The sequence below is a fragment of the Caballeronia sp. LZ043 genome, assembly GCF_031451075.1.
Lineage (GTDB): Bacteria > Pseudomonadota > Gammaproteobacteria > Burkholderiales > Burkholderiaceae > Caballeronia.
On sequence record NZ_JARUXT010000002.1, the window covers coordinates 383,634 to 406,842 of the forward strand.

Sequence of the window (23,209 nt, forward strand, 5' to 3'; positions counted from 1 at the left end):
AATGAGGCACGGCCTCGTCAGACGGCCTGCGGTGCATCGACGAGTTCGGCGATTTCATCGACCTCGATCGTGCGCCCGTGCCGGTTCTTCACGCCGTGACCCCACGCGTGAACATGCGCGCCCGGCATCAGATAAGCGGCCAGTTCCGCGGCGGCATGAGGCGGCATGCGCAAGGACGTGCCGTCGTCCAGCAACGCGCCGCGCAATTCGCCTTTCGGACCGAACAGCGACAGCACCACTTCGCCGGACGCGTCCATCGGTTTGCGTTCGACGTCCGGCTTGTGATGCGGCTTGCCGTCGTGATGCGGGCCTTCGTCGAGAATCACGGCGCCGCTTCGGGTGGTCAGTGAAACGGCGGCGATCATGTCGGCATCGCGAGGCTTGACGCCACGCACGCGAACAAGATCACCGAGTGCGATGTGACGCGCGATCTGTTTCGACAGATGCGGAGGAACGTGAACCTGACGCAAGCCGACGACGAGACCGTCGACTTCACCGTGCGGGTTCAACAGAAAGCGCGTGACCTTGCCGCGCGTTTCCGGAAGGCTCGTGGGGTCGATCCAATGCATGTTCATGGTCCTCCAAGTTGTGATGGGTTTGCTTCAGGGCATCGGCGCGTTGCGGTCGTAGAGCGGAGTCAGCTTGCCCGGCGAGCCGAAGGCTGTTGCCTGTAGCGCGGTGCCGTATTGATTCTTCGTGCCATAGCCTTGCGCCGATACCGTCGCGCCCGTACGCACCAGTGTCGCGAACTGTTGCGCGACGGGTGGCGTGAGTTTGATGACGGTGCCGTCGGAGAGGATCACGCCGTCGGGTTCGCCGCGCGGCGCGGTCGTGATGTGCGCCACCTGTCCTTGCGCGCTCAGAGGCGAGAGTCCTGCTCCGCGCGCGGCCCGGGGCATCGGCGGTGCGCCGCGCATCGGCGGTTCGTCGATCACTTGACGGCCCGTCTGCGTGTCGGTGATGCGCTGGGCCGCAAAGCTGCCGCCTTCCTCGCGTTGTCCGCTCACTTGCACGAGGTCGCCGCGGCGCACCGCCGATGTCAGTTGCGCGCTCATGTGCGGTGGAAAGCGCACGAGGGTGCCGTCGTCGGTCATGAAGCCATCGACATCGCCATCCGGATTGGTCAGGAAGCGCGCGACCGTGCCTTGCGTGGTCGTAACTGAAGCCGCATCGGCGAGCGGAGGCGGGGGAGGCGGCGGCATCGGCGCTCCGGCGACGGGCGGCGGGTTCGGCGTTTCAGCAGGTTGTGCCGCACAGCCGGCGCTCGCTGCGAGCAAGGCCGTGAGCACAGCGATTCGCAACTGGGGGTACAAGGTCGATTGCATGATTCACTCCTTTCGCGTAGCGAGGAATCATTTGCAAGGGCCATGCCACTCGCGAAACGCCCGTGGCTCAAGGCGTTCGGCGATCGAGCCGGGTGGAGGTGTCAAGCAACCGGACAGCACCTGTCCGATTGCTTGACGCTTTACGCGGAAGCCTCCGACATGCCCAGCGCCGCCATGCGCGTATAAAGCGACTGGCGGCTGATGCCGAGCCGCCGCGCCGCCTCGGCGCGATTGCCGCCGGCCGCCGACAGCGCATGAACGATCAGCGCGCGCTCCAGTTGCGCCACCGCTTGCGGCAGGGGAAGCTCGAGCAGCGCGAGGGGAACCGCTTCATCCGCGCCGTCTCGCGTCGCGACCAGAAACGCGAAGTCATCGCGCGTCAGCACTTGTCCGGGCGCCAGCGCGCTGGCCCGTTCGATCGCATTGGCCAGCTCCCGCACATTGCCGGGCCAGGCGAACGTGGCGAGCAGGCGTTGTGCATCGGCTGAAAGATGCTTGCGCGCGATATCGGTCGATGCGCTCGCCAGGAAATGCTCGGCAAGCGGCAGGATATCGGCGACGCGCTCGCGCAGCGGCGGCATGTGCAACGGGATCACGTTCAGCCGGAACAGCAGGTCCTGCCGGAACGCGCCCGTCTCGACCATCGCGGCGAGATCGCGATGCGTGGCAGCGACCACCCGCACATCGACCGTCACGATCCGGTTGGTGCCCAGCGGCGTGACTTGCCGCTCCTGCAGCACGCGCAGGAGCTTGGCCTGCATGGGGAGCGGCATGTCGCCGATTTCATCGAGAAAGAGCGTGCCGCCGTGCGCCTCCTCGACGCGTCCTCGCCGGTCGCTGTGCGCGCCCGTGAACGCGCCCTTGCCGTGCCCGAAGAGTTCGCTTTCGAGCAGTTCGTCGGGGATGGCCGCGCAGTTCACCGCGACGAACGGACCGTTCGCACGCGCCGACGCACGGTGCAGCACGCGCGCCGCGATCTCTTTGCCGGTGCCCGTTTCGCCAGTGATCAGCACGGTCGAATTGCCGCTCGCCGCGCGGCCCAGGCGCTTCTGCACCTCACGCATGGTCTCGCTCACGCCGAGGAGTTGCGGCTCATGGGATCGCGCCTCGTCGGCGAATGCGCACGCGGCGGGCGTGTCGACCCGCGCCGACAGAATGCGTTTCAGCAGCGCGGCGATCTCGTCCCGTCCGACCGGCTTGGTGAGGTGCTCGAACGCGCCGAGCCGCATCGCGCCAATGGTGTTGTCGCTGGTTGCGTGCGCGGTGAGCATCACGACCGGCACGGTCTTCAGCCCCGGCGTGTTGCGCAGCTTCTCCAGCACGGCGAGGCCGTCCGCGCCCGGCAAACGGAAGTCAAGAAAGATGCAGTCGGGCGCGGGTCGTCCGCGCAACTGCGCGAAGGCGTCGTCGCCGGAACGCGCCTCGGACGCCGCGTAGCCGAGGTCCTGCACGGTTTCCGCGAGGCCTTCGCGGAACGCGTCGTCGTCATCGATGATCAGGATGGTCGCCATGGCATGTCGATCACAAAGCGGGTCACGTTCGCATCGTCCGCGAGGAAGGCGCGGCCGCCATGTGCCGACGCAATTTCACGCACGACGGCAAGACCGAGCCCCGATCCGTCGGGGCGGCCCGTCACAAACGGCTCGAAGATCCGCTCGCGCTCGGCGGGGCGGACGCCGGGACCATTATCGATGACTTCGAGCCTGAGCCGTTCACCGCCGTCCGCCACGGCATGGGACGCGCGAATCATCACGTTCGATCCCGACGGCGTATGCCTGAGCGCGTTCACCAGAAAGTTGTCGAGCGCGCGCGCCAGTTGCGCGGGATCGAACACCGGCTGTGTCGGGCCGGGTGCGACTTCGGCGCCGAGCGTGACCCGCCTGCTTTCAGCGTGCGATTCGTGCGTATGAACGATATCGTCGAGCCACGCGCGCAGATCGACCTCACGGGCGTGGACCGTCACCGATTGCGTCAGCGCCAGCAGGCTCGTCACCTGCAATTCGATGCGTCCTACTTGCTCGATGATCGTCTTCAACGCGGCTTCCCGACGTGCAGCATCGCCGGCCAGCGCGTTCTCGGCCTTGAGCCGCATCGCGCCCGCCGGATTGCGAATCTCATGCGCGATCTGCGCCGCCATCTTTCCGAGCGTGCTGAAGCGCTCCGCCTGTGCAAGTTGCTGGTTCAACGCATCGGCATCGCGTTTGAGGCGCTCGGCGCGCTCGCCATAGCGATTGAGCGCATCGACGATCGGGTCGAGATCGCGCTCGCCGAAACGTTCGAGCCGCTTGCCTTGCTCGAATGCGCCGTCGGGTGCGAGCGCACGTTCCAGCCGGGCGAGGTGCCGTCGCCAGCGCCTGAGCGTCAGCGCCAGGAACAGCGCCAGCACGACGATGACGGCGAGCACGCCCGCCAGAATCGCGCTGGCCCGCTCGCCGTAGGGTCCGAGCGGCGGGCGCGCGCGCGTCAGCGTCCAGGCGAACAGGTCCGCGTGACGCGGCACCGGACAGGCGATCGCGAGCACGGCGTCGCTGCCGCTCGACACGATGTCGGACTGCAACTGCCGGGCATTCGATGCGCTCTTCAGCGCACGCAGAATCAATGGCGTCTCGGCTTCGGGAATGTCGCGCTTGACGCCGCTGCCGCCATAGGTGGGGAAGGCGTACGCAATGAAGCCGTTCGATGTATTCGATGGCGGTTCACTGGTCCAGAAGCCGCCTTCGATGCCTTCGGTCTGGATCAGCACGAGATCGAGCACGGCGTGCATCAGGTCGACGTTGGTTTCGCCGGGTCGCTGCATCGACAGGTCGTAGCGCGAGGCAACCGCGGTACAGGCGGCCGCGGCTTGCTGCTTCGCGGTCACGACGCGCTCGCCGAGCGCCGACGACAACATGAGCCATACCGCGACACTCAGCAGACCGCAGAGCACGGCGATGAGCGTCCAGAGCGTGAGCAACTGAGTGGAAAACGACGGTCTCGGCATGAATGAATGGACGATGAGGGATCCGATGTGGCGGACTGTATAGCAAGTCTTCTGCCAAGCGTACGGCGCGGGTTTTAAGCTCGTGCTGCCGAGATCGGTGCGACTTCGTCCACGAGATAGTCGATCAACGCGCGCGCGGCAGGCCGTGGTCCACGGCCCGGCGGAAACACCGCGTGAACCTCGACAGGATCGAGCACCCAGTCCTCCAGAATCGCCACGAGTCGTCCGTCCGCGATCTCGTTCCGGCAGCCCCAATAGCCCACCGTCAGGATCCCCAGCCCCGCAACTGCCGCAGCCGTCGCGCCTTCGTTCACGGACGTCGCAAAGCGACCCTCGCCGCGAAACGAAACCTCGCGGCCATCCTTGCGGAGCGTCGAGCCCAGCGACGCCACGCTGGACGGCCCGAGCACGAACGCGTGGTCGCTCAGATCGGATGGTTCGAGCGGGCGGCCCGCACGCTCCAGATAACTCGGCGCGGCCACCAGCAAGCGGGCGGAACGTCCTACCAGGCGCGATCGCGCGCTGGAATCCGGCAGCGTGCCGAAGCGGATCGCCACGTCCGCACCTTCCGCGATCAGGTCCTGCCGATCGTCCGACATCAGCAGCTCGACATGCAGCGCCGGATGCAAGGCCATGAAACGGCCGATGCGCGGGATCACTTCACGAATGCCGAAGCTCGTCGACAGCGCTACCCGCAACTGCCCGCGCAGCTCCGAACTGCCGCGCGCGGCGTGATCCGCCTCTTCGAGCGCTTCGAGAATCGACTCGACGCGCGTCAGATAGTCCGCGCCGGCGTCGGTCAGCTTCACGGCCCGCGTGCTGCGGGTAAAGAGCGCGGCGCCGACGTCCGCTTCCAGTTCGGCGATCTGCCTTGATACCGACGGCTGGCTCAGCCCGAGTTCGCGTCCGGCCCGGCTGAAGCTCGATGTATGGGCCACCCGCACGAAGAGTCGCAAGGTCGAGAGCTTGTCATTCATTTATCGGGTGAATAAGTGAAAGTCATCCGCGCATTCTACCGGCCTTCTTGCGAATGAATCACGATGACTTCCACGCCAGCACCGGCGATTCAATCAGGAGCGGATCATGACACTGCAAACAAAACTGGATGCCTTCAAGGCGCACTTCGAGAGCAAGGTTGCACCGGCTGAAGTCGTCGAAATTTTTCGCCGGACCACTGCCGAGCTGATCGCGGGCGGCCAGGCCGAACGATCGCTCAAGGTCGGCGACCTTGCGCCGACCTTCACGCTCACCACGGCCGAAGGCGAACGCGTCTCGTCGACGGACATGCTCGAACAGGGGCCGCTCGTCGTCACGTTCTATCGCGGCGTCTGGTGCCCGTACTGCAACCTCGACTTGCAGGCTATCGAGGAAGTGGCGGACGAGATCCGCGCGCTTGGCGCGACGCTCGTTTCCCTTTCGATGCAGACCGCAGCCAACAGTCTGAAGTCGCAACGCCAGAACAAGCTCAGCTATCCGATCCTCGTCGACGAAGGCGGCAAGACGGCCGATGCCTTCGGTATCCGCTTCCGGTTGCAGGACGAACTGATCGATGCGTACAAGGGCTTCAACGTCGATCTGCCCGAAATCAACGGCGAACCGAGCTGGACCCTGCCGATGCCGGCGCGCCATGTGATTGCGCGCGACGGCAAGATTGCGTACGCCGAAGTCAGCCCCGACTACACGCAGCGCCCTGACCCGAGCGAACTTGTTGCCGCGCTTCAGCGCATGAAGGAAACCGCCTGAGGTTCGCGGGACGGCAGGCATTCACGCTTGCTGACCGGCCTTCCTTTACTCATTCATTCGGGATCTGTCATGAAGCTCTATATCGCTCGCGCTACCTGCTCTCTCGCCGTGCAAGCTGTTTTCAATGAATTGAATCTTGCACCCAAGCTCGTGCATTTCGATGAAGTTGTTGGCCAGCACGAGAGCCTGGTCGCGGGTTGATGCCTGGAGACTGGCTACGACACGCCGGGCGCCTGAAGCATCGGATAAGTAAAAAGCAGAAAGTGCGCCGCGTTCAGCCCGAAGTGCGCGAGGATCGCGGCGCCCAGGCCGCCATAGCGATACGCCAGTCCATAGCCGATACCCGCGACGGTTGCCAGCACGATCCATTGCCAGCCGCCGGGAAAATGCGCCAGCCCGAACGCGAGCGCCGCCACGCATAACGCGATGACGTCCGCGTGCGCGAAGCGCTTGAGCAGGCGCGACAGGCCGCCCTGGAGATAACCGCGGAACAGGGCTTCTTCGGTCACCGTGACCAGCAGCACATTGTTCAACATGAAGAGCCACGTGGACGCAGGCAGCTTCGGCTCCCATCTGACGAGTCCCAACGCCAGCGCAAGCAGCAAGCAGACGATCGTGGTTCCCGCGACGCCTGCCACGCTTGCTTTCAACGATGCCGCCGGTGCATGGCGCGGCCGTATCCATGGACAGGCCAGCAGCAGCCAGAATCCGACGAGCGGCTTGTCCAGATTCAGGAACATCGTGAACGGCACGGCATCTGCAGTAAAACGCTCGGGTCCGATGACGCGCAGGTTATTGAAACCCGGCATCCAGTGCATGCTCAAAGCCACGGCCAGCACGATGAAGACGGTGTGCCCGGCAAAGCGCATCCACGCCTGACGCTGCGGAGCCACGGCAAATGCGGCAGCCAGCAGCAGGCCGAGCGATAGGGCGGCAAGCGGCGTGAGTTGCCCGTTGGACATTGCGGCAGCATAGCCGACGATGAGCAGACCGGGGACGAGCCATCGCGCAGCAGGCGACCACACAGCCGGCACGGCGAGAAAGAGCGCGATGAAAGGTGCGGCGACCATAAGCATGATTCGTCGAGTATGTGTCTGTCGAGACGTGAATGATGACGGCTTCGGGTGAAAACAGTGAGGCCCGGTCTCACGCCTGACCCGGCGCCGTTCTCGCAGCGTTCCATCCGAGCGCGTTGAAGATGTCGTAACGAACCATGCCCGCGTACTCGTGGAGCGCCAGATCCGTAACAGCAAGGTTGTAAGCCAGCGGCAGCAAGGATGGCATGGCGGCCACATGATCGGCGCTCACCGGTTTCGCCTGAACGCCGAAATGAGCGAAGTAAAGTGCGCCGCGTTGCAGGTGGAAGCCCGACGACACCAACACCATCTCGCCCGCATCCAGATTCTTCAGAAGTCCGCTCGTGAGCTGAGCGTTCTGCCACGTGATGAATGTAAGCCTCATTTATTAGAAGCGCGTTAGATGGCTTCATCACCGCAGCGGATGAGGGCTGTTATCGTTGCACGAACGCAGAAATACCCGCCACTAAACCCTCTGCGAGCGGAAGGTTCGGGTTCGAATACGCGGCAAGGTTATCGTCGATAGCTTCTGTATTGACCGTTTTCAACACGTGATTGGCATTCGCGACGAGCATCAATTCGGCTCGCGGATTGGCGTCCCTTAGAAGAAGCGCGTCCTGCGGGTCAACCTGAACATCGCGCGTGCCCTGCACGATGAGCACCGGCTTCGAAACGTTCGCCAGAAAGGCGGTCGGCTCGACGTTCAATTCGCTCATCAAGAACCGCTGGACCCCGGGCCTGAACAGCGGCATGAGCGCCGGATCGATTCCGCCGGCATCTACGGTCTGTCCTGCCTCCAAGGCTTCGAGTATCGACATTGCATCGCCCAAAACCGGCGCGTTTGCCGGGTTCGATCTCAACTGTTGCCTCAGCACCTGCCCCAGAGGCCGCCCTGCCGTGGACACCAGAACCAGACCGCACAGTTCGGCGCTTTGCTGTGCAGCCGACAATGCAACCAGTCCTCCCTCGCTATGTCCCAGCACCCATACGCAGGTCGCATCGATCCGCTTACGGATCGCCGTTACCCATGACCGGATGTCTTTCGCGTAATCGTCGAGGGTGACGTCATCGGCATCGGGTATCGCCGACGCGCTGCCGTACATGCCGCGCTTGTCGATTCGAACCGACGCGATGCCCCGATCGAACAGTCCTTCCGCAAGCAGCCGATAGGTCGCCGCTTGAACGCCGAATGGAGTGTTGCCGTCCCTGTCCGTCGGACCCGATCCGGGCACGATCAACACGACCGGAACATCGCTGGGCGCCGGCGACAACAACGTGCCCCTCAGCGGCCCGGCCGGCCCCGGGATTTCGATCTCCGCATGCAGCATGTCAACGCAACTGCTTGTGGAAGAACGTCGTGCCACACAAGCCGCCGTCGGGCATCAGCGCGTAGTTCGGAACGCCGCCTACGCATTGCCATCCGCTGCGCCGGTAGAGCCGTTCGGCATCGCCGCCCGTCACGGTATCCAGCACGAGCACGGACTTGCCGGCCTGACGAGCGAAGTCATCGAGTGCTTCCATCAACCGCGCGGCGATGCCTTGACGCCTCGCGTCGCGGTGAACCAGCATCTTGGCTACGTCGGCGCGGTGTGGCTGGTTTTCCGGTTGCGCGACGACCAATTGCACCGTACCGAGAACCTTGCCGTCCGCGTCCTCGGCAACCAGCAGGATCCGTTCACCGCGCGTGACACCATGCGCAACGTCCGTCCAGAAGCGGACCGCGGTCTCCCTCGAGATCGGCAGCATGAAGCTGACGGAAGCGCCTCCCTCGACGCAGTCGATGAGCACGTCGGCCAGGGCATCGATGTAGGAAGCAACCTCATCGGGATGCAGGGCACGGATGTTCATGTTTTTACTCATCGGGCCCGCTCCGTAGTCAGAGAGCTTGATTGTCGACAAACATCAAGCCATTGTCGAGTGGCCTTTCAGGGTTCAGTTGCGATGGTCGCGGTCGTCGCGGGCAGCCCCATTACTTCCCCGCCGGTGTCGAGACCGCGTGATCGAGACAAGACGCCAAGGATCCCGCCACGCTCCTCACCAGTTTCTTGTCGTCTTCGAGCGTCATCGCAGCTTCCGCGCGGGTCAGGGCAAGCCGCGACTGGTGACGCGCGGCCTCGCGAAACGCGTCATCGCCCATCTGGACGAGTGCGCAAAAGGTCTTCTGCAACCGCAACTGGATCTCGACAAAAGCAGCGCCATCGCGCGCGATGACCCGAAAAGCGTCATCGAACAGATCCCGCGAGGTGAGCGCGACGACATGGACGTGATTGAACCGGGGTTCCGCGTCTTCCCGCAGACGCGGGCCCTCGGCCCACTTCGAAAGCAGTCGCGCCTGCCGCCCGATCACGTCGATGGCCGTGCCGGGGTCATTCACAGCGGGCGACAAGGCGCGGATCGCCACTTCGCTCAGAACGACCACGCCGAAACGCGGGTCCTGGTCGTAGCTGCGCCGTGTGCCGATGCGTATCGCATCCCTGATTCTCTCTTGCAGGGTTTCCGCTGTCGCTTCGCCGGCTGTGCTTGCCCGACCAAGACAGGCGATCACGGAATTCGGGTAGACGAACATGCCCGGAATGGCCAGTACGAAGACGTCGCGGCCCGACCGTTCTCCCTGTGCGTTCAGTGCCGCCATATCCACGTACTGCACATACCCTGTCACACCTGCGTGCAAACGTTCGGCGCCGTCCGGAATATCGGTGGCGGGATCCTTGAGTTCCCGGCCGCCAAGAAAGGGCTCGTCGAGCCTTGCGTCGATTGCGGCCTGGGTCGCCTGCTCGACCCTGTCGGTCGTCTCGCCGACGCGGCCCAGCAGCGTGAGATGGTTGATCCAGCGCAGCAGCGCGATGACGACCAGGATGATCACGACGATCGTCATCATGAACAGCACCGAACGTCCTTGCGGCCCGTAGGCGCCGACCTTCAGCACGACCAGCGCCACCATGCTGAACAGGAACGAGCCGATGAACGTCGACAACGCGTTCTGCGTGACGCTGTCCTGAATCAGCAGGATGGTCGCGCGCGGGGTGACGGTGTTCGTAGCCGATCCATACGCCGACGTCATGATGCTCAGGGAAAACGTGGTCACGGCCAGCATGCTCGACGCCATGATCGTCAGAATGCTGTCCACCGCATCCGCGCCGATGCTGCCTGAGAACCGCCAGGGAAGATAACGCTCCGCAACGGCGGCGGCCACGGCCGCCAGCACGCCGAGAGCGCCGATGAGCGTCGCCCTTACCCATAGCTTGCGGATGAACTGCCGCAGTATCCATTGCCAGCGTGCCAAGCGCGCCTCCGTGCGACGTTGAAATCGAAATGTCGGCGTTGGAGCACGTTGCGCGCCTGCCGGGTGGAGTCGAGCCGCTCTGATGCTTGCACTCGTGTCGCGCCGGGAATCCTGTCGACGCGCACCTGAAAATATTGCGTCACACTGTGACATTTTTTACGGCTCTCGCCGCACCGTCGCATCCAGCGAAATCGCTTCGGCCATGACGTCCTTCAGCACCGGAGTCTTTCCCGCCATGCTGCCCACAAAGCGGCATGTGTCTTGCGTCCGTTGTCCGGGACATATGCCAGCGGAGCCTTGCCATGCCAGATATTGCCGTCATCACCGGAGCGAGCGCGGGCGTCGGTTGCGCCACTGCCGAAGAATTCGCACGGCGCGGTTACGACGTCGCTCTGCTTGCACGCGACGGCGAACGGCTCGAACGTGCGGCGCGCGACATCGCCGCGCGCTATGGCGTACGTGCGGTCGCGCTCGTCACCGATGTTGCGTCGGCGGAGCAGGTTCATGCCGCCGCCGATGCGGTCGAAGAACAGCTCGGACCTGTCGACGTATGGGTCAACGTGGCAATGGCGACCGTGTTCTCGCCGGTGTCGGCCCTCACGGCCGCCGAGGTGGAGCGCGGCACGCAGGTCACCTATCTCGGGCAGGTCTATGGAATGATGGCCGCGCTCAGGCGAATGCGAACCCGCAACCGCGGCACGATAGTCAATGTCGGCTCCGCGCTCGCCTACCGTTCGGTTCCCCTGCAATCGGTGTATTGCGGCGCTAAGTTCGCCATTCGCGGCTTTACCGACTCATTACGGTCGGAGATCATCCATGACGGTCTGGACATTCATCTCACGATGGTCGACCTGCCCGCCGTCAACACACCGCAGTTCGATTGGGCGTTGAACAAGACCGGCAGAAAGGCCCGGCCTGTCGCGCCCATCTTTCAGCCCGAGGTGGCCGCGCGAGCAATTTTCTTTGCTGCAACGCATCGTCGACGTCAGGTTTGGGTCGGCTTTCCGACGGTCAAGGCGATTCTCGCGAACCGCATTGCGCCCAGCCTGATCGACCGCTATCTGGCGCGCGCCGGCTACAGCGGACAGCTGACCGAGGAAGCAGCCCCCGCCGACGCGCCGTCGAACCTGTTCGAACCCGTATCGGGCGACTATGGTGCGCATGGGCGCTTCGACGCGCAGTCGCGCGAAGCCAGTTGGGAGATGTTCACCGACCGGCATCGCAACGCGTTCTGGGCAGCCGCCGGCGTCGGACTGCTGACGGGCGCGGCGTTGCTGATGCGAAAGCTGCGCGCCTGATCCGTTTTGCATGACGCGCGGAAATAATCCAGACATGAGTCGCCCACTTGAAGACTATGGCCTGATCGGGGATGGGCAGAGCGCCGCCCTGGTGAGCCGCGATGCCTCGATCGACTGGCTGTGCTGGCCACGCTTCGACGATGACGCATGCTTCGCTGCGTTGCTCGGCAGGAGTGAACACGGGAACTGGTCGATCATGCCGGTCGCCGAGCCAGGTGAACTCAAGCGCCGCTATTGTGACGACACGCTCGTGCTCGAAACGGACTTCGAGACGCAAGATGGCGCCGTCCGCATCATCGACTTCATGCCGTTGCGCAAGCGGTTTCCGTCGCTCGTGCGGATCGTGGTCGGACTGCGCGGCACTGTCCCGATGCGATCGACGCTGCGGCTGCGCTTCGACTATGGCCTCGTGCCACCGTGGCTAAGCAGCGAGGCGGGCGGTGTCGTCGCGCGTGTCGGACCTGATCTCATCGCGGTGCGCGCGCCGATGCAGCAAACCATTCGCGACGATGCCATCGAAGCGCAATTCGACATCAGCGCCGGCGAGCGGCTCGCATTTGTGATGAGCTACGGACCCTCGCACTTGCCGCCGCCCGAACCGATCGACGCCGAAGGGGCGCTCAGCGCAACCTTGCGGTTCTGGCGCCGCTGGATCGGCCACTTCGACGACAGCAGCACGGCCTGGCCGCAAGCGACGCGTCGTTCGCTTCTGACGCTCAAGGCGCTATGCCACGGCCCGAGCGGCGGGCTGATCGCGGCGCCCACCACGTCGCTTCCCGAAGTGCCTCGCGGCGACATGAACTGGGACTATCGCTACTGCTGGCTGCGGGATGCGAGTTTCGCGCTCGGCGCACTGCTCAGAGCGGGCTTTCACGAGGAAGCGCTCGGCTGGCGCGACTGGCTGCTGCGCGCGATTGCCGGTTCGCCCGAGCATGTACGGATCATGTATCGCGTGGATGGTTCGCGGCACGTCGAGGAACGCGTCATCGGGTCATTGCCGGGCTACCGGAGCGCAAAGCCGGTGCGGGTCGGCAATGCGGCGTCAACTCAACATCAGATCGATGCGCTTGGCGAGGTTATCCAATGCCTTGCGCTCGCGCGGCGCGGTGGCATTCCGCCTTCGCAGCGCGAAGCCGAAGTCGCGACGCGCATCGTCCTGCATCTGGAACAGGTCTGGCAGAGCGGAGGGTCGGGCATCTGGGAATCGCGCGGGACGCCGCGCCAATACACGTATTCGAAGGTGATGGTGTGGGCGGCGTTGAACAGCTTCATTGCCACGCTCGCCGATGCCGCCACGCTTGACGCGATGACTCGTGCACGCCTTGTCGCGTTGCGAGACACGGTCAGACAGGAAGTGTTGTGTGAAGGCTGGAGCGACGGTCTCGGTTCATTCGTGCAGAGCTATGGTGGTCAGGCAATCGATGCGAGTCTGTTGCGGCTGCCCGCGGTCGGGTTCATTGCCGCGACGGAACCCAGAATGGCCAGTACGATTGCGCGCGTCGAGCGGGAGCTTTCCGAAGGCGGTTTGATCCGCCGGCTCAAGGCGCCTGTCGATGCGCCTGCGGAAGGCAGCTTTCTCGCCTGTTCGTGCTGGCTCGCCGACTGCATGAGCATGCAGGGACGTCGCGACGAAGCCCTCGCGCAGTTCGAGCGCGTGTTGGCGGTGCGCAACGACCTCGGATTGCTGGCAGAAGAGTACAACGTGCCTGGCCGCCATCTCTCCGGCAACTTTCCACAGGCGCTTTCACATCTGGCGCTGGTCGACACGGCCTTGCGCCTGACCAGCAGCGCCGCCGAAAGGCCAGGTGGCTGAACTCATCAACGGAGAGGAGTTTGGCAATGACCTACGGAACCTTTCCGTCCTGGTTGCACGTTGTGTCAACAGCATCGATTGTGCTGGCGCTCGTCTGCGCCGCGATCATCGTCATCGACGAGGTCCGTCATCCGCAAAAGATGGGGGTGATGAATGCTGTGTGGCCCCTCACGGCGCTGTTCGGCTCGGTGTTATGGCTTGGCGCCTATTTCCTCTGGGGCCGCAATGTTCCAGATAGCAACGTTGCGAACGTTGACCCACCTTTCGCCGCGGCGGTATTGAAGGGGACGAGCCACTGTGGCGCCGGTTGTGCGCTCGCCGATATCGTTGTGGAGTGGGCTGCCTTCATGTTTCCGGCAATCGCTGTCTGGTTCGGGTGGCACGGCTTCTTTGCGGAAAAGACCTTCGCCGTCTGGATTCCGGATTTCCTCGTCGCTTTCCTGTTGGGCATCCAGTTTCAGTACAGCAGCATCAAGCCGATGCGCGAGCTGTCGCCGCTCCAGGCGCTGCGCGCTGCGGTCAAGGCTGACATTGCGTCGATTACGGCATGGCAGCTTGGCATGTACGGAATGATGGCCGTCATCCAGTTTCGCTGGTTCAGGCGCGTGTACGGCGGAGTTGCCAGTGTGGCCAGTCCGGAATTCTGGCTGGCGATGCAGATCGCGATGCTGGCCGGATTTGCCACCAGTTACCCGGTGAACTGGTGGCTGATCCGTCTTGGAGTAAAGGAGAAGATGTGAGCGGTCGGGTGTCCCATGATGCTGCACAACCCGCTGTGGATCGCTATAAGGTGGTGTTCATGACCTCACTGCATATTTCCATGACTCATCGACCATACCGTCCAATGACCGTGGACCCGGTGAGCGTATGCCCCGCGAGCCGCGCTTGCAGCGCCGCATAGTCCAACCCGGCGGGTAGCACGCCGGGCGCAAGATCCGTTGCGGTGACAGTCAGCAGATAGTGATGCGGCGTATCTCCCACAGGCGGACAAGGACCGCGATACGCAGCGGCCTTCGTCATGTTCAAACCCACCGACGCCGGCGCGGAAATAGCGGCGCCCGCGTCCAGCTTCGACGCTTCCGGCGCAAGGTTATAGGCGATCCAGTGCGTCACGCCAATGCCTTTCGGCCCGTTCGGGTCCGTAAGCGTGACCACGACGCTGCGTGTGGCGGGCGGCAGATCGTGCCAGGCGACGGGCAGGCTGACGTTCTCACCGCCGCACACGCCGGGACCGGCATAGCGCGCGGCGATGGTGCCGCCGTCTTCGAATGCGGGACTGGTCACGCTGAAGCTGGCGGCGTGGGCGGTGCAGGCGAGCATTGAACTGGCGAAGGCGGCAGCGAATGAGCGGAGGAGGGGATGTGAGGCAGTCGAATCGAAAAAGCGCATGGGTAGGGCAGAGGATCCAAAAAGGCCAAATCCTATCGCCGATGCATATCCCGAGTCATTCCCGCTACAACGCGACTTTATTGCCCATAGGGTTAACAGCCCCTATCCCGATGCCTATCGCTGCCCTTCCACCTGCCGTTTCCACAAGGTCCAGGGCCGTTCCATCACGCCGAGATTCGTCTCCGTGCTGGCGCGGCCTTCGCCTTCATCGAGGTACGTCACTTCCCCACCCAATGCGATGGCCTTCTGCTGCATGCCCGCATTCAGCTCCGTATAAATCGCGCGATACACCGCGGCCGGCAACGAAGGCCCCGTCGCCACGAAGCCATGCCCGCGCATCAACGCCACGTCCGATGCCCCCAGCGTCTCCGCCAGCGCACGTCCCTGCGCGCCGTTGCGCACGAGCATGTCGGTGCAGCCGAAGCAATGGCGAATATCGAACACCGGCGACCCCGTCGCGAGAAAACCCGCCATGTGATAGATGGGCCGCAGCCGCACCGACGAAGCCGCGAACGGAATCACCGAAGGCGAATGGCTGTGCACCACCGCCTGCACGTCCGGCCTTGCGCGATAGATCTCGGCGTGAATCCAGGTCTCCAGATAACGCTTGCGCGTGTCGCCGTCGACGGGCTCGCAGTCGAAGTCGAGCGTGAGAATGTCTTCGGGCTGCACGAGCTCCGGCGCCATGGACTGCGCGATCAGGAACCGCAGCGGATCGCGCGGATCGCGCACGCTGACGTGACCAAAGCCATCGAGCACTTCATGCTGCGCGAGGATGTGATTGGCGGCGGCGAGGTCGTCGAGCAGGCGCGGCATGTCGAGCGCGTCGTGCGTGACGGGAGCGGCGGTGTAGGTCGTGTTCTGCGTCATGGTCAAAACTCTGCGAGTAAAGAGAAAAGTCAGACGCGCACCGCGGCCGACATCTCGATGGGAAACAGATCTTCAGGCGCCAGCCGTCGATGGCACACGCCCTGTTCGTGCGCATAGCGCAGGAAGGCATCGAGCGTGATGCGGTTCGGCTCCACGCCATAAGGCCAGGGATCGCCACCGAACAGCGCACGGGCTTCGTCGGCGCGCGCGTTCATCCATGGCAACGGAAAATGCGAGCAGGTGATGTCCGCAAGCCGCTGGAGACTGTTCTCCTTCGCCTGCGTGAAAGCCTTGAGCAGATTGCCGGCAATCCATCGATGACGCTCGAACACCTCACGGCGCAGCACGATCAGATGCATGATCGGAAAGATGCCGGTCGCGCTGAAATACGCGCGCTCCACCGGCTCGAACGGTTCGAACATGCGCACGATCTCATCGCCGCGGCCAGGCGGCGGCGCGGGCGGACGCGCGCTCAGGATGGCGTCGATGTCGCCTGCGAGCAGCATCGCCGTCAATGAACGCTCGGGCACCGGCCGATACCGCACGCCCTCGGGCACGCGCACCTCGACCTTCTCACGGCGTCCCGCCTGATTCACACCGGCCTGAATCCATTCCACTTCATCGAGCGGCACGTGCTGATCGTGCGCCAGCCAGCCGCGCGAATACACCGACGCCGTCTGCGCCCACTCCGGCACGCCGATACGCTTGCCACGCAGATCGCCCGGCCGCTCGATACCGCTCCCGCGCCCCACATACAGCGACGAGAGCCGAAACACGCGCGACGGAAACACCGGCAGTCCGATCAGCCGGTCATCGCCCTGCGAGCGCAGCGAGGCGTACTTGCCGAGCGACATCTCCGACACGTCCCACTCCTGGAAATGCGTCGTGCGATAGAAGATCTCCTCGACCGGCAGCACCGAGGGAAGCAGGTCGATGCCCTCGGCACGCACGCGCGCGTCGAGCAGGTCGCGCACGTGATCGTAGTCATTGACGGCAAGCGATAGCGTGAGCCTGGGCATGTCAGTGTCCGAAGGCGGTGGCATCGGGCAGGCGTTCCGGCCGCTCGACGAGAAAGACCAGCACGGCCGCCGTGACCAGCGACGCCGCGAGCACGGAGAACATCGCGCCAGGACCGCCGGTTGCCTGTTGCAGCACGCCGGAAATGGCCGGGCCGCACATGGCGCCGAAGCGCGCGATGCCGAAGAACACGCCGACGCCCGTGCTGCGAATCTCGGTGGGATAGCTGACGGCGACGAGATTGTTGAGCACGGTCTGCGTGCCGATCACGAACATCCCTGCGATCACGATGATCCAGAAGACCTGCACGTTCTCCAGCAATGCAAGCATGCCGATGGCGCTCGCGCCGAGCAGCCACGCAATGGACATGGTGAGACGCCGGTTGCCGGTGCGGTCGGCGACGAACCCTGAGAGCAGGCTGCCGAACGCCGATGCGAACACGAGCAGCGAACCATACGCGAAGCTATGCGAGAGGTTCTCGCCGCGCTTGAGCAGGATGGTGGGCAGCCAGCCCGAGAGTCCATACGACGAGAACAGCGAGAGCGCGCCCATGGCCCAGAAGCACAGCGTCTGACGACGAAAGCGCACAGCGAACAGCGCGCGGAACGAGCCGGCCTTCACCGTCGGCGCGGGCACGACGACTTCGGCCGTGCGAAAGTCCGCCGCGCGCGCCGGCCAGAAGCGCGTCAGTTGCGTGCGCACCTCGTCCATGCGGTTGCGGCTGGCGAGGAACGCAATGGACTCCGGCAGCACGAATTGCAGCACGACCGCGAGGGCCATCGCCAGCGCGCCGGTGAAGTACATGCTTTGCCAGCCGAAGCGCGGCATCAGCCACGCGGCGATGAAGCCCGAGCAGGTCGCGCCGCCAATCCAGCCGAGCGAAAAGAAGCCGTTGGTGAAGACGTTGTTCGAACGCTTCGGCGCGATCTCGTTGATGTAGGTCACGCACATCGGCATCAGCAGCCCGAGCGCGAGGCCCATGATGAATCGCAGCACGACGAACGAGGACAGGTCGTGCGCGAAGAGAGCGATGGCGAGGCTCATCGCGCTCGATACCCACACGCCCGGCAGGATCACCCGACGCCGTCCGAAGCGGTCGCCGAACAGTCCCGAGACCGCCGAGCCGATTGCAAAGCCGCCGAGCCCGCATGACAGCAACAGGCCGATCTGGCTCGGCGACAGATGCCAGGCCGGCGTGACGTCATGAACGATGTACGACGCGTTGTAGAGATCGAAGCCGTCGTACCAGAGGATCAGCGCGAGCAGTATGGCGAGGCGAAAGTGATACGCGCCGAGCGGCGCGGCCTGCAGCGTCTCGCGCAGGTCAACCCGATTGCGCTGAGCCGGCGTGGTGTCCAGGGTCATGCGGTGTCTCCGGATATCGGTGGCCTGTCGTTCGGACCGGATGGTTCGCGACGGCCTTTGTGGTGTTCCGGAGTTCACTTTACTGATAGCCTTTATAGCTATCAATATTGAGTTTTAAAATCAATATAAAGAAGTTCGATGCTGTCTGAAGAGTGACAAAGATGAGTGACGGAAACTGGAACGACGTGTTGAGTTGCGAAGAAGCATTGGTGCGGCTGAACATCAAGGCCGCGACGCTCTATGCCTATGTCAGCCGCGGACTGGTGCGCGCAACGCCTCACGAAGACGGACGCAAGCGGCTATATCTGCGGCGCGACATCGAACGGCTCGCCGCGCGCAAACGCGGCCGCGCACCCAGCGGCGCGGTGGCGGAATCCACGCTGCGTCTGGGCGATCCGGTGCTGCATTCGGCCATCACGCAAGTCACGCCGCACGGGCCGCGCTATCGCAATCGTCTGGCCGTGGATCTGGCGAGTTCAGGGGCCGCGTTCGAATCGGTCGTTCATCTGCTGATGACCGGCGTATGGCAAAGCGGACTCGCGGTCTGGTCGCCCATGGAGACGCCGCCCGACGTGCTGCGCGTGCTGTCGGTGCATGAAGGCGGGGTGGCCAGCGGCGATATCGGCGCGTTGCTGGGCATGGTGCCCTTCGCGTTGGGCATGCAGGGACGCGGCACGCGCGAGATTACCGATGGCGGCGCGGTGCAGGCCGCGCGGCTCATGCTGCAGAGCATGGCGGGCTGCGTCGGCTTCCTTGGGCCGGAGCGCGTGTTCTGTCCGCGTGCAGCCGATGAGAGCATCGCCGGGCAGATCCTGCGCGCGGCGGGCGCGGCGGTGACGCCCGAGACGTTGCGCGCGCTTGGCACGGCGCTCGTCGTGCTCGCGGACAACGAACTGGCGCCTGCCACGTTCTCCGCGCGTGTGGCGGCATCGACGAATGCGGATATCTTCAGTTGCGTCGCGGCGGCCATCGGCTCGCATATTGGCTTTTCGACCGGCACCGGCACCGAGAAGGTCGAGACGCTGCTGTTGTGCGAACCGTTGTCGGCGCTGGAGTCGCGCGCGGATCGCGTGCGCGAGTATGGGGCGAGCCTGTTCGGCTTCAATCATCCGCTGTATGCCGGCGGCGATCCCCGCGCGGACCTGATGCTGCAGGCGGCCGCAGAAGTCGCGGCCCGCGACGGATGCGCACCGGCGGCACGCGAAAGGACCCGGCTGACGCTGGCTTTTCTCGAACGCATGCGGCACGAACTGGACGCGCAGCCTGGCGTTGCGCTGGGTCTCGTGACCTTGGCTCGGGCGCTTGGCTTGCCTGACGGCTCGGCAACCGCCATCTGGATCGTGAGTCGCACGGCCGGATGGGTCGCGCATGTGATGGAGCAGCGCACGCAGGCGTTTTTGCTGCGCCCGCGCGCGAAGTATGAAATGCCAGCTTCCGGCGATTCCGGCACGCTGGCCTGATGAAACGGATTCAGGTCGCCACTTCCAGCACGATGTCGAAGCCGGGCCGCATTTGCTCGGCCAGCCACGTGCCTTCTTCCTGATCCTTGACGAACGTGACGAAGACGTCGTCCGGACGTTCCGCGTGAGGCATGGCGATGCTCCACGCACCACTGCCGTCCTTGCGCACGGTCACGTTGTACGATGCGCTCTTGCTTGTTGCAGACATGGCGCCTCCTCGAAAGGCAATCACATCGCCGTCATCGTGATGACGGCTCTCTCAGTCATTTTTTCGGTCTTCGCCGAAGATGGATGTAATTCTGCCCGAGAAGAAATGTCTGCTGGAAGTTTTTTAAGCATCAATTTCGGACGCAAGCCTGCGCGAGGGTCACGTCGAGCCGCAAATCAGCGCTCGTGATACACCGCGAGCCAGACGCTGGGCTCCGACTCATGCGTCCATGCCACGCGATGCCGGCAATGCGGCTCGATCAGGACGTAATCGCCGGGCCGCAGGTGGCGACGGCTCGCATCGGCTTCGAAGTCGAGCACGGCCTCGCCTGACAACAGCACTACCCATTCGGCGCGCGGGTCGTCGTACCAGAAGCCTTCCGGGCTGGCATGACCCATCGACACGATTCGTTCGACGGTGACGCCGGGTCCCGTCGTGAGTGCATCGACCTGTTCTTCCGCGCTGCGCTGCGTTGGCACGCTGAAAACATTTCCGCTATCGGATTGCATATCCCGGCCTTCCTCCAGATAGATCAAAAAGAATAGTGCCCCGATTGGCTTGCGCCAGCGTGCCGCGAAGCGAAAGCGATAGGATCATCACAAATCAACGTGCAATTGTTGGAATCATCTCGCGTACACCCGTCTGGATAGGGGTTGAATGTGATTGACGCACCAAATATGTGATGCGAAGATCACAATCCAACTCGCGCATGACGACGCGAATCATAAGAATTCGCCCGCGCGGCGAAGGAGACAACAGATGAGTGAGCCGGTTGCGGTCGCGGCCGCTTCATCGGCCCGTGCGCCCTTGATCCGCGTTGCCGGCGTCACCAAGAAATTCGGCGGCGTTCAGGCGCTGCGCGGCGTGAATCTGGAAGTGCTGCCGGGCGAAGTGCACGCGCTGCTCGGCGAAAACGGCGCGGGCAAGTCCACGCTCATCAAGATCCTGAGCGGCGTCCATAGCTACGACGAAGGCTCGATCGAAATCGCCGGGCAGAAGGTCGCCTTCGATTCCCCGGCCAAATCGCGCGAAGCAGGCGTGGCCGTGGTGTATCAGGATCTGAGCCTGGTCGAATCGCTTTCGGTTGGCGCCAATCTCATGCTGGGCCGCGAGCCGCGCACCCGCTTCGGACTCGTCCGGCAGCGCGAATTGATGGCGCAAGTCAGCGCCTTCCTCCGCGAACACCACATTCCTTTGGATCCCCGCGCCCCCGTGGATTCCCTGCCGTTCGCCTACCGGCAGATGACGGAAATCTGCAAGGCGCTGATGGGCGACGTGCGCGTGCTGATCCTCGACGAACCCACCTCCGCGCTCACCGGCGGCGAGGAACAGATTCTGTTCGACGCCATCCGCACCGTGACCGCACGCGGCGTCGGCGTGATCTACGTGACGCATCGGCTGAACGAGGTGTTCCGCATTTCGCAGCGCGTGACCATCTTCCGCGACGGCGCCAACGCCGGCCATTTCGTCACCGCCGAGACCGACATGAAGCAACTCGTCGCGGCGATCGTCGGCCCGCGTCATGCCGCGATGCAAGCGCGCCAGGAGACGGCATCCGGCATCGCGCCGACGCAGACGCCGCCCCGCGCCGAACCGGCAGCGAGCCCGCCGGTGCTGACGCTTTCGCACGTCAGCAACGCCCGTCTGCGCGATGTCAACCTGACGGTCCACAAGGGCGAGGTGCATGGTCTGGCGGGCTTGATCGGCAGTGGCCGCACCGAGATCCTGCAAACCATCTTCGGCCTGCTGCCGGTTCAGGACGGCCGCGTCGAACTCGACGGCCAGCCGCTCGCCGCCCACCGTCCCGCCGATGCCATCGCGCGCGGCATCGCGCTCGTGCCGGAGGATCGCCATGTGCAGGGACTCGTGCTGGATCATTCGATCGAACGCAACCTGACCTTGCCGCGCCTGCCGCATTTTTCGCGCGGCGGCTGGCTGCGCGCGCAGGCTGCTGCACAGCAGGCCGTGAGCGCGATGAAGCAGCTCTCCGTGAAAGCACCCGATGCCGCGACGCGCGTGAAATTTCTCTCCGGCGGCAATCAGCAGAAGGTGGTGTTCGCGAAGTGGAATCATCCGCGTCCGCAGGTGCTGCTGCTCGATGAACCGACCGTGGGCGTCGATGTCGGCGCGCGCGAGGAGATCTACGGCGTCGTGCGCGACGCGGCGCGCGCGGGCACCGGCGTCGTGGTGGTGTCGTCGGATCTCGACGAACTGCTGCGGCTGTGCGACCGCGTGTCGATCGTCGTGGAAGGTTCGATCCGGCAGACCATCGAACGCGGAGCGCTGCGCCACGCCGAAGAACTGCATCACCTCATCCAGACCTTGCGCACTCACGAAGAGCCTGCAACATGAACGATTCCGTCTCGCCCACGCCGCTGCCCGCCGGAGAACAGGCCGCATCGCGCCATTCGCGCGCGTGGCGCATCGCGCGCGCGCTCGTGCAGGGTGACCGGCCCTACATGCTGTACATCGCGTTCGCCGTGCTGCTCGTGGTGTTCAGCTTCGCCTCGCCGTGGTTCCTGTCGATCGACAACTTCCTCAACATCGGCCGGCAGACCGCGCTGGTGTCGATCATCGCGATCGGCATGACCTTCGTCATCATCGCGCGGCAGATCGATCTCTCGGTGGGCTCGTCGCTCGCGCTGTCCGGCATGGCGGCCGCGCTGGCGATGTCGCATGTCGGCGACAGCTGGATCATCGGCGCCATTGCCGGCATCGGCACCGGGGCGATCGTCGGCGCCATCAACGGACTGGTGACGACGCGCCTCAACATTCCGTCGTTCCTCGTGACGCTCGGCTCGCTCTCGGCGGCGCGCGGCCTCGCGCTGATGGTCACCACGACGCGCCCCGAAATCATCACCAACGACACCTTCATTTCCATCTTCGGCGAAGGCTCGATCTTGGGCGTCCCGGTGCCGATCCTCTGGACCTTGCTCGCGGTCATCGGCGGCGTGTTGCTGCTGCATTACAGCGTGTTCGGACGGCGTATCTATGCAGCGGGCGGCAATCCGACGGCCGCGCTGTACTCGGGCATCAACATCCGCCGCGTGACCACGCTCGCCTTCGTGCTGACGGGCGCGCTGGCGGGGCTTGCCGCGCTCGTGCTGTCGGCGCGTTCGCATGCCGCGCGGCCGGATGTGGTGCAGGGCATGGAGCTGGACGTGATCGCCTCGGTCACGCTCGGCGGATGCAGTCTGTTCGGCGGACGCGGCTTCATTCTCGGCACGCTGCTGGGCAGTCTCATCATCGGCACGCTGAACAACGGGCTCGTGCTGCTCGGCGTGAGCTCGTCGCTGCAACTCGTCATCAAGGGCATCATCATCGTCGCGGCCGTCGCCTTCACGCGCAAATGAACACATGAGCGCAGCGCGCGCGATCCCAT

At 64.3% G+C, this 23,209-nt stretch carries 24 protein-coding genes; 8 read left to right on the forward strand and 16 right to left on the reverse strand.

Going from position 1 to position 23,209, the window contains the following annotated elements:
- Positions 1-17: 17 nt before the first annotated feature.
- From QCE64_RS15100 to QCE64_RS15120, 5 genes are all read right to left on the reverse strand, one after another.
- Positions 18-569: a hypothetical protein gene (locus QCE64_RS15100; protein WP_309922476.1), complete on the reverse strand. Its 552-nt coding sequence runs from the start codon at positions 567-569 to the stop codon at positions 18-20.
- 33 nt (positions 570-602) lie between these two features.
- Entirely contained in the window at positions 603-1,325 is a 723-nt protein-coding gene (locus QCE64_RS15105) for a hypothetical protein (protein WP_309932642.1), read from the reverse strand.
- Positions 1,326-1,465: 140 nt separating this feature from the next.
- Complete coding sequence (locus tag QCE64_RS15110) at positions 1,466-2,836, reverse strand: sigma-54 dependent transcriptional regulator (protein ID WP_310004596.1); 1,371 nt, start codon at positions 2,834-2,836, stop codon at positions 1,466-1,468.
- Positions 2,821-4,305, reverse strand: coding sequence for a HAMP domain-containing sensor histidine kinase (locus tag QCE64_RS15115; RefSeq protein ID WP_310004598.1), 1,485 nt, complete (start codon positions 4,303-4,305; stop codon positions 2,821-2,823). The genes QCE64_RS15110 and QCE64_RS15115 overlap by 16 nt, the downstream gene beginning before the upstream one ends.
- A gap of 74 nt (positions 4,306-4,379) precedes the next feature.
- Positions 4,380-5,282, reverse strand: coding sequence for a LysR substrate-binding domain-containing protein (locus tag QCE64_RS15120; protein WP_310004600.1), 903 nt, complete (start codon positions 5,280-5,282; stop codon positions 4,380-4,382).
- Between the two features lie 106 nt (positions 5,283-5,388).
- On the opposite strand from QCE64_RS15120, the gene QCE64_RS15125 reads away from it, so the two are divergent.
- Both QCE64_RS15125 and QCE64_RS15130 read left to right on the forward strand, forming a co-directional pair.
- The gene (locus QCE64_RS15125) at positions 5,389-6,048 is read left to right on the forward strand and encodes a peroxiredoxin-like family protein (protein ID WP_310004602.1); all 660 of its coding nucleotides are present in this window, start codon (positions 5,389-5,391) and stop codon (positions 6,046-6,048) included.
- 69 nt (positions 6,049-6,117) lie between these two features.
- Positions 6,118-6,249, forward strand: coding sequence for a hypothetical protein (locus QCE64_RS15130; RefSeq protein ID WP_310004603.1), 132 nt, complete (start codon positions 6,118-6,120; stop codon positions 6,247-6,249).
- 14 nt (positions 6,250-6,263) lie between these two features.
- On the opposite strand, the gene QCE64_RS15135 is transcribed toward QCE64_RS15130, so the two are convergent.
- The 5 genes from QCE64_RS15135 to QCE64_RS15155 form a co-directional block, all read right to left on the reverse strand.
- The gene (locus tag QCE64_RS15135; protein WP_310004607.1) at positions 6,264-7,118 is read right to left on the reverse strand and encodes a CPBP family intramembrane glutamic endopeptidase; all 855 of its coding nucleotides are present in this window, start codon (positions 7,116-7,118) and stop codon (positions 6,264-6,266) included.
- A gap of 76 nt (positions 7,119-7,194) precedes the next feature.
- Positions 7,195-7,509 carry a YdcF family protein gene (locus QCE64_RS15140; RefSeq protein WP_404987378.1) on the reverse strand — a complete coding sequence of 105 codons (315 nt, stop codon included), beginning with the start codon at positions 7,507-7,509 and terminating at the stop codon, positions 7,195-7,197.
- 49 nt (positions 7,510-7,558) lie between these two features.
- Positions 7,559-8,452, reverse strand: coding sequence for an alpha/beta fold hydrolase (locus tag QCE64_RS15145; RefSeq protein WP_310004608.1), 894 nt, complete (start codon positions 8,450-8,452; stop codon positions 7,559-7,561).
- Position 8,453: 1 nt separating this feature from the next.
- Positions 8,454-8,972, reverse strand: a complete 519-nt coding sequence (locus QCE64_RS15150; RefSeq protein ID WP_404987379.1) for a GNAT family N-acetyltransferase — start codon at positions 8,970-8,972, stop codon at positions 8,454-8,456.
- A gap of 121 nt (positions 8,973-9,093) precedes the next feature.
- Positions 9,094-10,407, reverse strand: a complete 1,314-nt coding sequence (locus QCE64_RS15155) for a DUF2254 domain-containing protein (RefSeq protein WP_310004609.1) — start codon at positions 10,405-10,407, stop codon at positions 9,094-9,096.
- Between the two features lie 302 nt (positions 10,408-10,709).
- Here QCE64_RS15155 and QCE64_RS15160 point away from each other — a divergent pair, with 302 nt between their 5' ends.
- The 3 genes from QCE64_RS15160 to QCE64_RS15170 are packed head-to-tail and all read left to right on the forward strand — an operon-like array spanning position 10,710 to position 14,258.
- The gene (locus QCE64_RS15160) at positions 10,710-11,705 is read left to right on the forward strand and encodes an SDR family oxidoreductase (protein WP_310004610.1); all 996 of its coding nucleotides are present in this window, start codon (positions 10,710-10,712) and stop codon (positions 11,703-11,705) included.
- A gap of 34 nt (positions 11,706-11,739) precedes the next feature.
- On the forward strand, positions 11,740-13,518 hold the full coding sequence (locus QCE64_RS15165) for a glycoside hydrolase family 15 protein (RefSeq protein WP_310004611.1): 1,779 nt from the start codon (positions 11,740-11,742) through the stop codon (positions 13,516-13,518).
- A 26-nt stretch (positions 13,519-13,544) separates the two neighbouring features.
- On the forward strand, positions 13,545-14,258 hold the full coding sequence (locus QCE64_RS15170; protein ID WP_310004612.1) for a DUF4396 domain-containing protein: 714 nt from the start codon (positions 13,545-13,547) through the stop codon (positions 14,256-14,258).
- Positions 14,259-14,343: 85 nt separating this feature from the next.
- On the opposite strand, the gene QCE64_RS15175 is transcribed toward QCE64_RS15170, so the two are convergent.
- The 4 genes from QCE64_RS15175 to QCE64_RS15190 form a co-directional block, all read right to left on the reverse strand.
- Positions 14,344-14,838 carry a YbhB/YbcL family Raf kinase inhibitor-like protein gene (locus QCE64_RS15175; RefSeq protein ID WP_310004613.1) on the reverse strand — a complete coding sequence of 165 codons (495 nt, stop codon included), beginning with the start codon at positions 14,836-14,838 and terminating at the stop codon, positions 14,344-14,346.
- A 183-nt stretch (positions 14,839-15,021) separates the two neighbouring features.
- Positions 15,022-15,777, reverse strand: coding sequence for a class II aldolase/adducin family protein (locus QCE64_RS15180; RefSeq protein ID WP_309922434.1), 756 nt, complete (start codon positions 15,775-15,777; stop codon positions 15,022-15,024).
- 29 nt (positions 15,778-15,806) lie between these two features.
- Complete coding sequence (locus QCE64_RS15185) at positions 15,807-16,796, reverse strand: 4,5-dihydroxyphthalate decarboxylase (RefSeq protein WP_310004614.1); 990 nt, start codon at positions 16,794-16,796, stop codon at positions 15,807-15,809.
- A gap of 1 nt (position 16,797) precedes the next feature.
- Entirely contained in the window at positions 16,798-18,159 is a 1,362-nt protein-coding gene (locus QCE64_RS15190; protein WP_310004615.1) for an MFS transporter, read from the reverse strand.
- 161 nt (positions 18,160-18,320) lie between these two features.
- Here QCE64_RS15190 and QCE64_RS15195 point away from each other — a divergent pair, with 161 nt between their 5' ends.
- Entirely contained in the window at positions 18,321-19,619 is a 1,299-nt protein-coding gene (locus QCE64_RS15195) for a citrate synthase (RefSeq protein ID WP_310004616.1), read from the forward strand.
- A gap of 10 nt (positions 19,620-19,629) precedes the next feature.
- Here the strand turns inward: QCE64_RS15195 and QCE64_RS15200 are convergent, their stop codons facing one another.
- A complete protein-coding gene (locus QCE64_RS15200; protein WP_309922419.1) occupies positions 19,630-19,827 on the reverse strand; it encodes a hypothetical protein in 198 nt (65 codons plus the stop codon).
- Between the two features lie 176 nt (positions 19,828-20,003).
- Complete coding sequence (locus tag QCE64_RS15205; protein WP_309922417.1) at positions 20,004-20,336, reverse strand: cupin domain-containing protein; 333 nt, start codon at positions 20,334-20,336, stop codon at positions 20,004-20,006.
- Between the two features lie 250 nt (positions 20,337-20,586).
- Between QCE64_RS15205 and QCE64_RS15210 the strand changes: the two genes are divergently transcribed.
- Positions 20,587-22,179, forward strand: a complete 1,593-nt coding sequence (locus QCE64_RS15210; protein WP_310004617.1) for a sugar ABC transporter ATP-binding protein — start codon at positions 20,587-20,589, stop codon at positions 22,177-22,179.
- Complete coding sequence (locus QCE64_RS15215) at positions 22,176-23,180, forward strand: ABC transporter permease (RefSeq protein ID WP_309922411.1); 1,005 nt, start codon at positions 22,176-22,178, stop codon at positions 23,178-23,180. Before QCE64_RS15210 ends, QCE64_RS15215 begins: the two co-directional genes overlap by 4 nt.
- The last annotated feature ends 29 nt before the right edge of the window (positions 23,181-23,209 follow it).

Coding starts and splice junctions, on each gene's coding strand:
- QCE64_RS15120 (WP_310004600.1), bottom strand. CDS start 5,282: ATGAATGACAAGCTCTCGACCTTGCGACTCTTCGTGCGGGTGGCCCAT.
- QCE64_RS15140 (WP_404987378.1), bottom strand. CDS start 7,509: ATGAGGCTTACATTCATCACGTGGCAGAACGCTCAGCTCACGAGCGGA.
- QCE64_RS15105 (WP_309932642.1), bottom strand. CDS start 1,325: ATGCAATCGACCTTGTACCCCCAGTTGCGAATCGCTGTGCTCACGGCC.
- QCE64_RS15130 (WP_310004603.1), top strand. CDS start 6,118: ATGAAGCTCTATATCGCTCGCGCTACCTGCTCTCTCGCCGTGCAAGCT.
- QCE64_RS15125 (WP_310004602.1), top strand. CDS start 5,389: ATGACACTGCAAACAAAACTGGATGCCTTCAAGGCGCACTTCGAGAGC.
- QCE64_RS15145 (WP_310004608.1), bottom strand. CDS start 8,452: ATGCTGCATGCGGAGATCGAAATCCCGGGGCCGGCCGGGCCGCTGAGG.
- QCE64_RS15185 (WP_310004614.1), bottom strand. CDS start 16,796: ATGCCCAGGCTCACGCTATCGCTTGCCGTCAATGACTACGATCACGTG.
- QCE64_RS15115 (WP_310004598.1), bottom strand. CDS start 4,305: ATGCCGAGACCGTCGTTTTCCACTCAGTTGCTCACGCTCTGGACGCTC.
- QCE64_RS15165 (WP_310004611.1), top strand. CDS start 11,740: ATGAGTCGCCCACTTGAAGACTATGGCCTGATCGGGGATGGGCAGAGC.
- QCE64_RS15195 (WP_310004616.1), top strand. CDS start 18,321: ATGAGTGACGGAAACTGGAACGACGTGTTGAGTTGCGAAGAAGCATTG.
- QCE64_RS15200 (WP_309922419.1), bottom strand. CDS start 19,827: ATGTCTGCAACAAGCAAGAGCGCATCGTACAACGTGACCGTGCGCAAG.
- QCE64_RS15175 (WP_310004613.1), bottom strand. CDS start 14,838: ATGCTCGCCTGCACCGCCCACGCCGCCAGCTTCAGCGTGACCAGTCCC.
- QCE64_RS15180 (WP_309922434.1), bottom strand. CDS start 15,777: ATGACGCAGAACACGACCTACACCGCCGCTCCCGTCACGCACGACGCG.
- QCE64_RS15215 (WP_309922411.1), top strand. CDS start 22,176: ATGAACGATTCCGTCTCGCCCACGCCGCTGCCCGCCGGAGAACAGGCC.
- QCE64_RS15190 (WP_310004615.1), bottom strand. CDS start 18,159: ATGACCCTGGACACCACGCCGGCTCAGCGCAATCGGGTTGACCTGCGC.
- QCE64_RS15170 (WP_310004612.1), top strand. CDS start 13,545: ATGACCTACGGAACCTTTCCGTCCTGGTTGCACGTTGTGTCAACAGCA.
- QCE64_RS15160 (WP_310004610.1), top strand. CDS start 10,710: ATGCCAGATATTGCCGTCATCACCGGAGCGAGCGCGGGCGTCGGTTGC.
- QCE64_RS15205 (WP_309922417.1), bottom strand. CDS start 20,336: ATGCAATCCGATAGCGGAAATGTTTTCAGCGTGCCAACGCAGCGCAGC.
- QCE64_RS15135 (WP_310004607.1), bottom strand. CDS start 7,118: ATGGTCGCCGCACCTTTCATCGCGCTCTTTCTCGCCGTGCCGGCTGTG.
- QCE64_RS15110 (WP_310004596.1), bottom strand. CDS start 2,836: ATGGCGACCATCCTGATCATCGATGACGACGACGCGTTCCGCGAAGGC.
- QCE64_RS15210 (WP_310004617.1), top strand. CDS start 20,587: ATGAGTGAGCCGGTTGCGGTCGCGGCCGCTTCATCGGCCCGTGCGCCC.
- QCE64_RS15100 (WP_309922476.1), bottom strand. CDS start 569: ATGCATTGGATCGACCCCACGAGCCTTCCGGAAACGCGCGGCAAGGTC.
- QCE64_RS15150 (WP_404987379.1), bottom strand. CDS start 8,972: ATGAACATCCGTGCCCTGCATCCCGATGAGGTTGCTTCCTACATCGAT.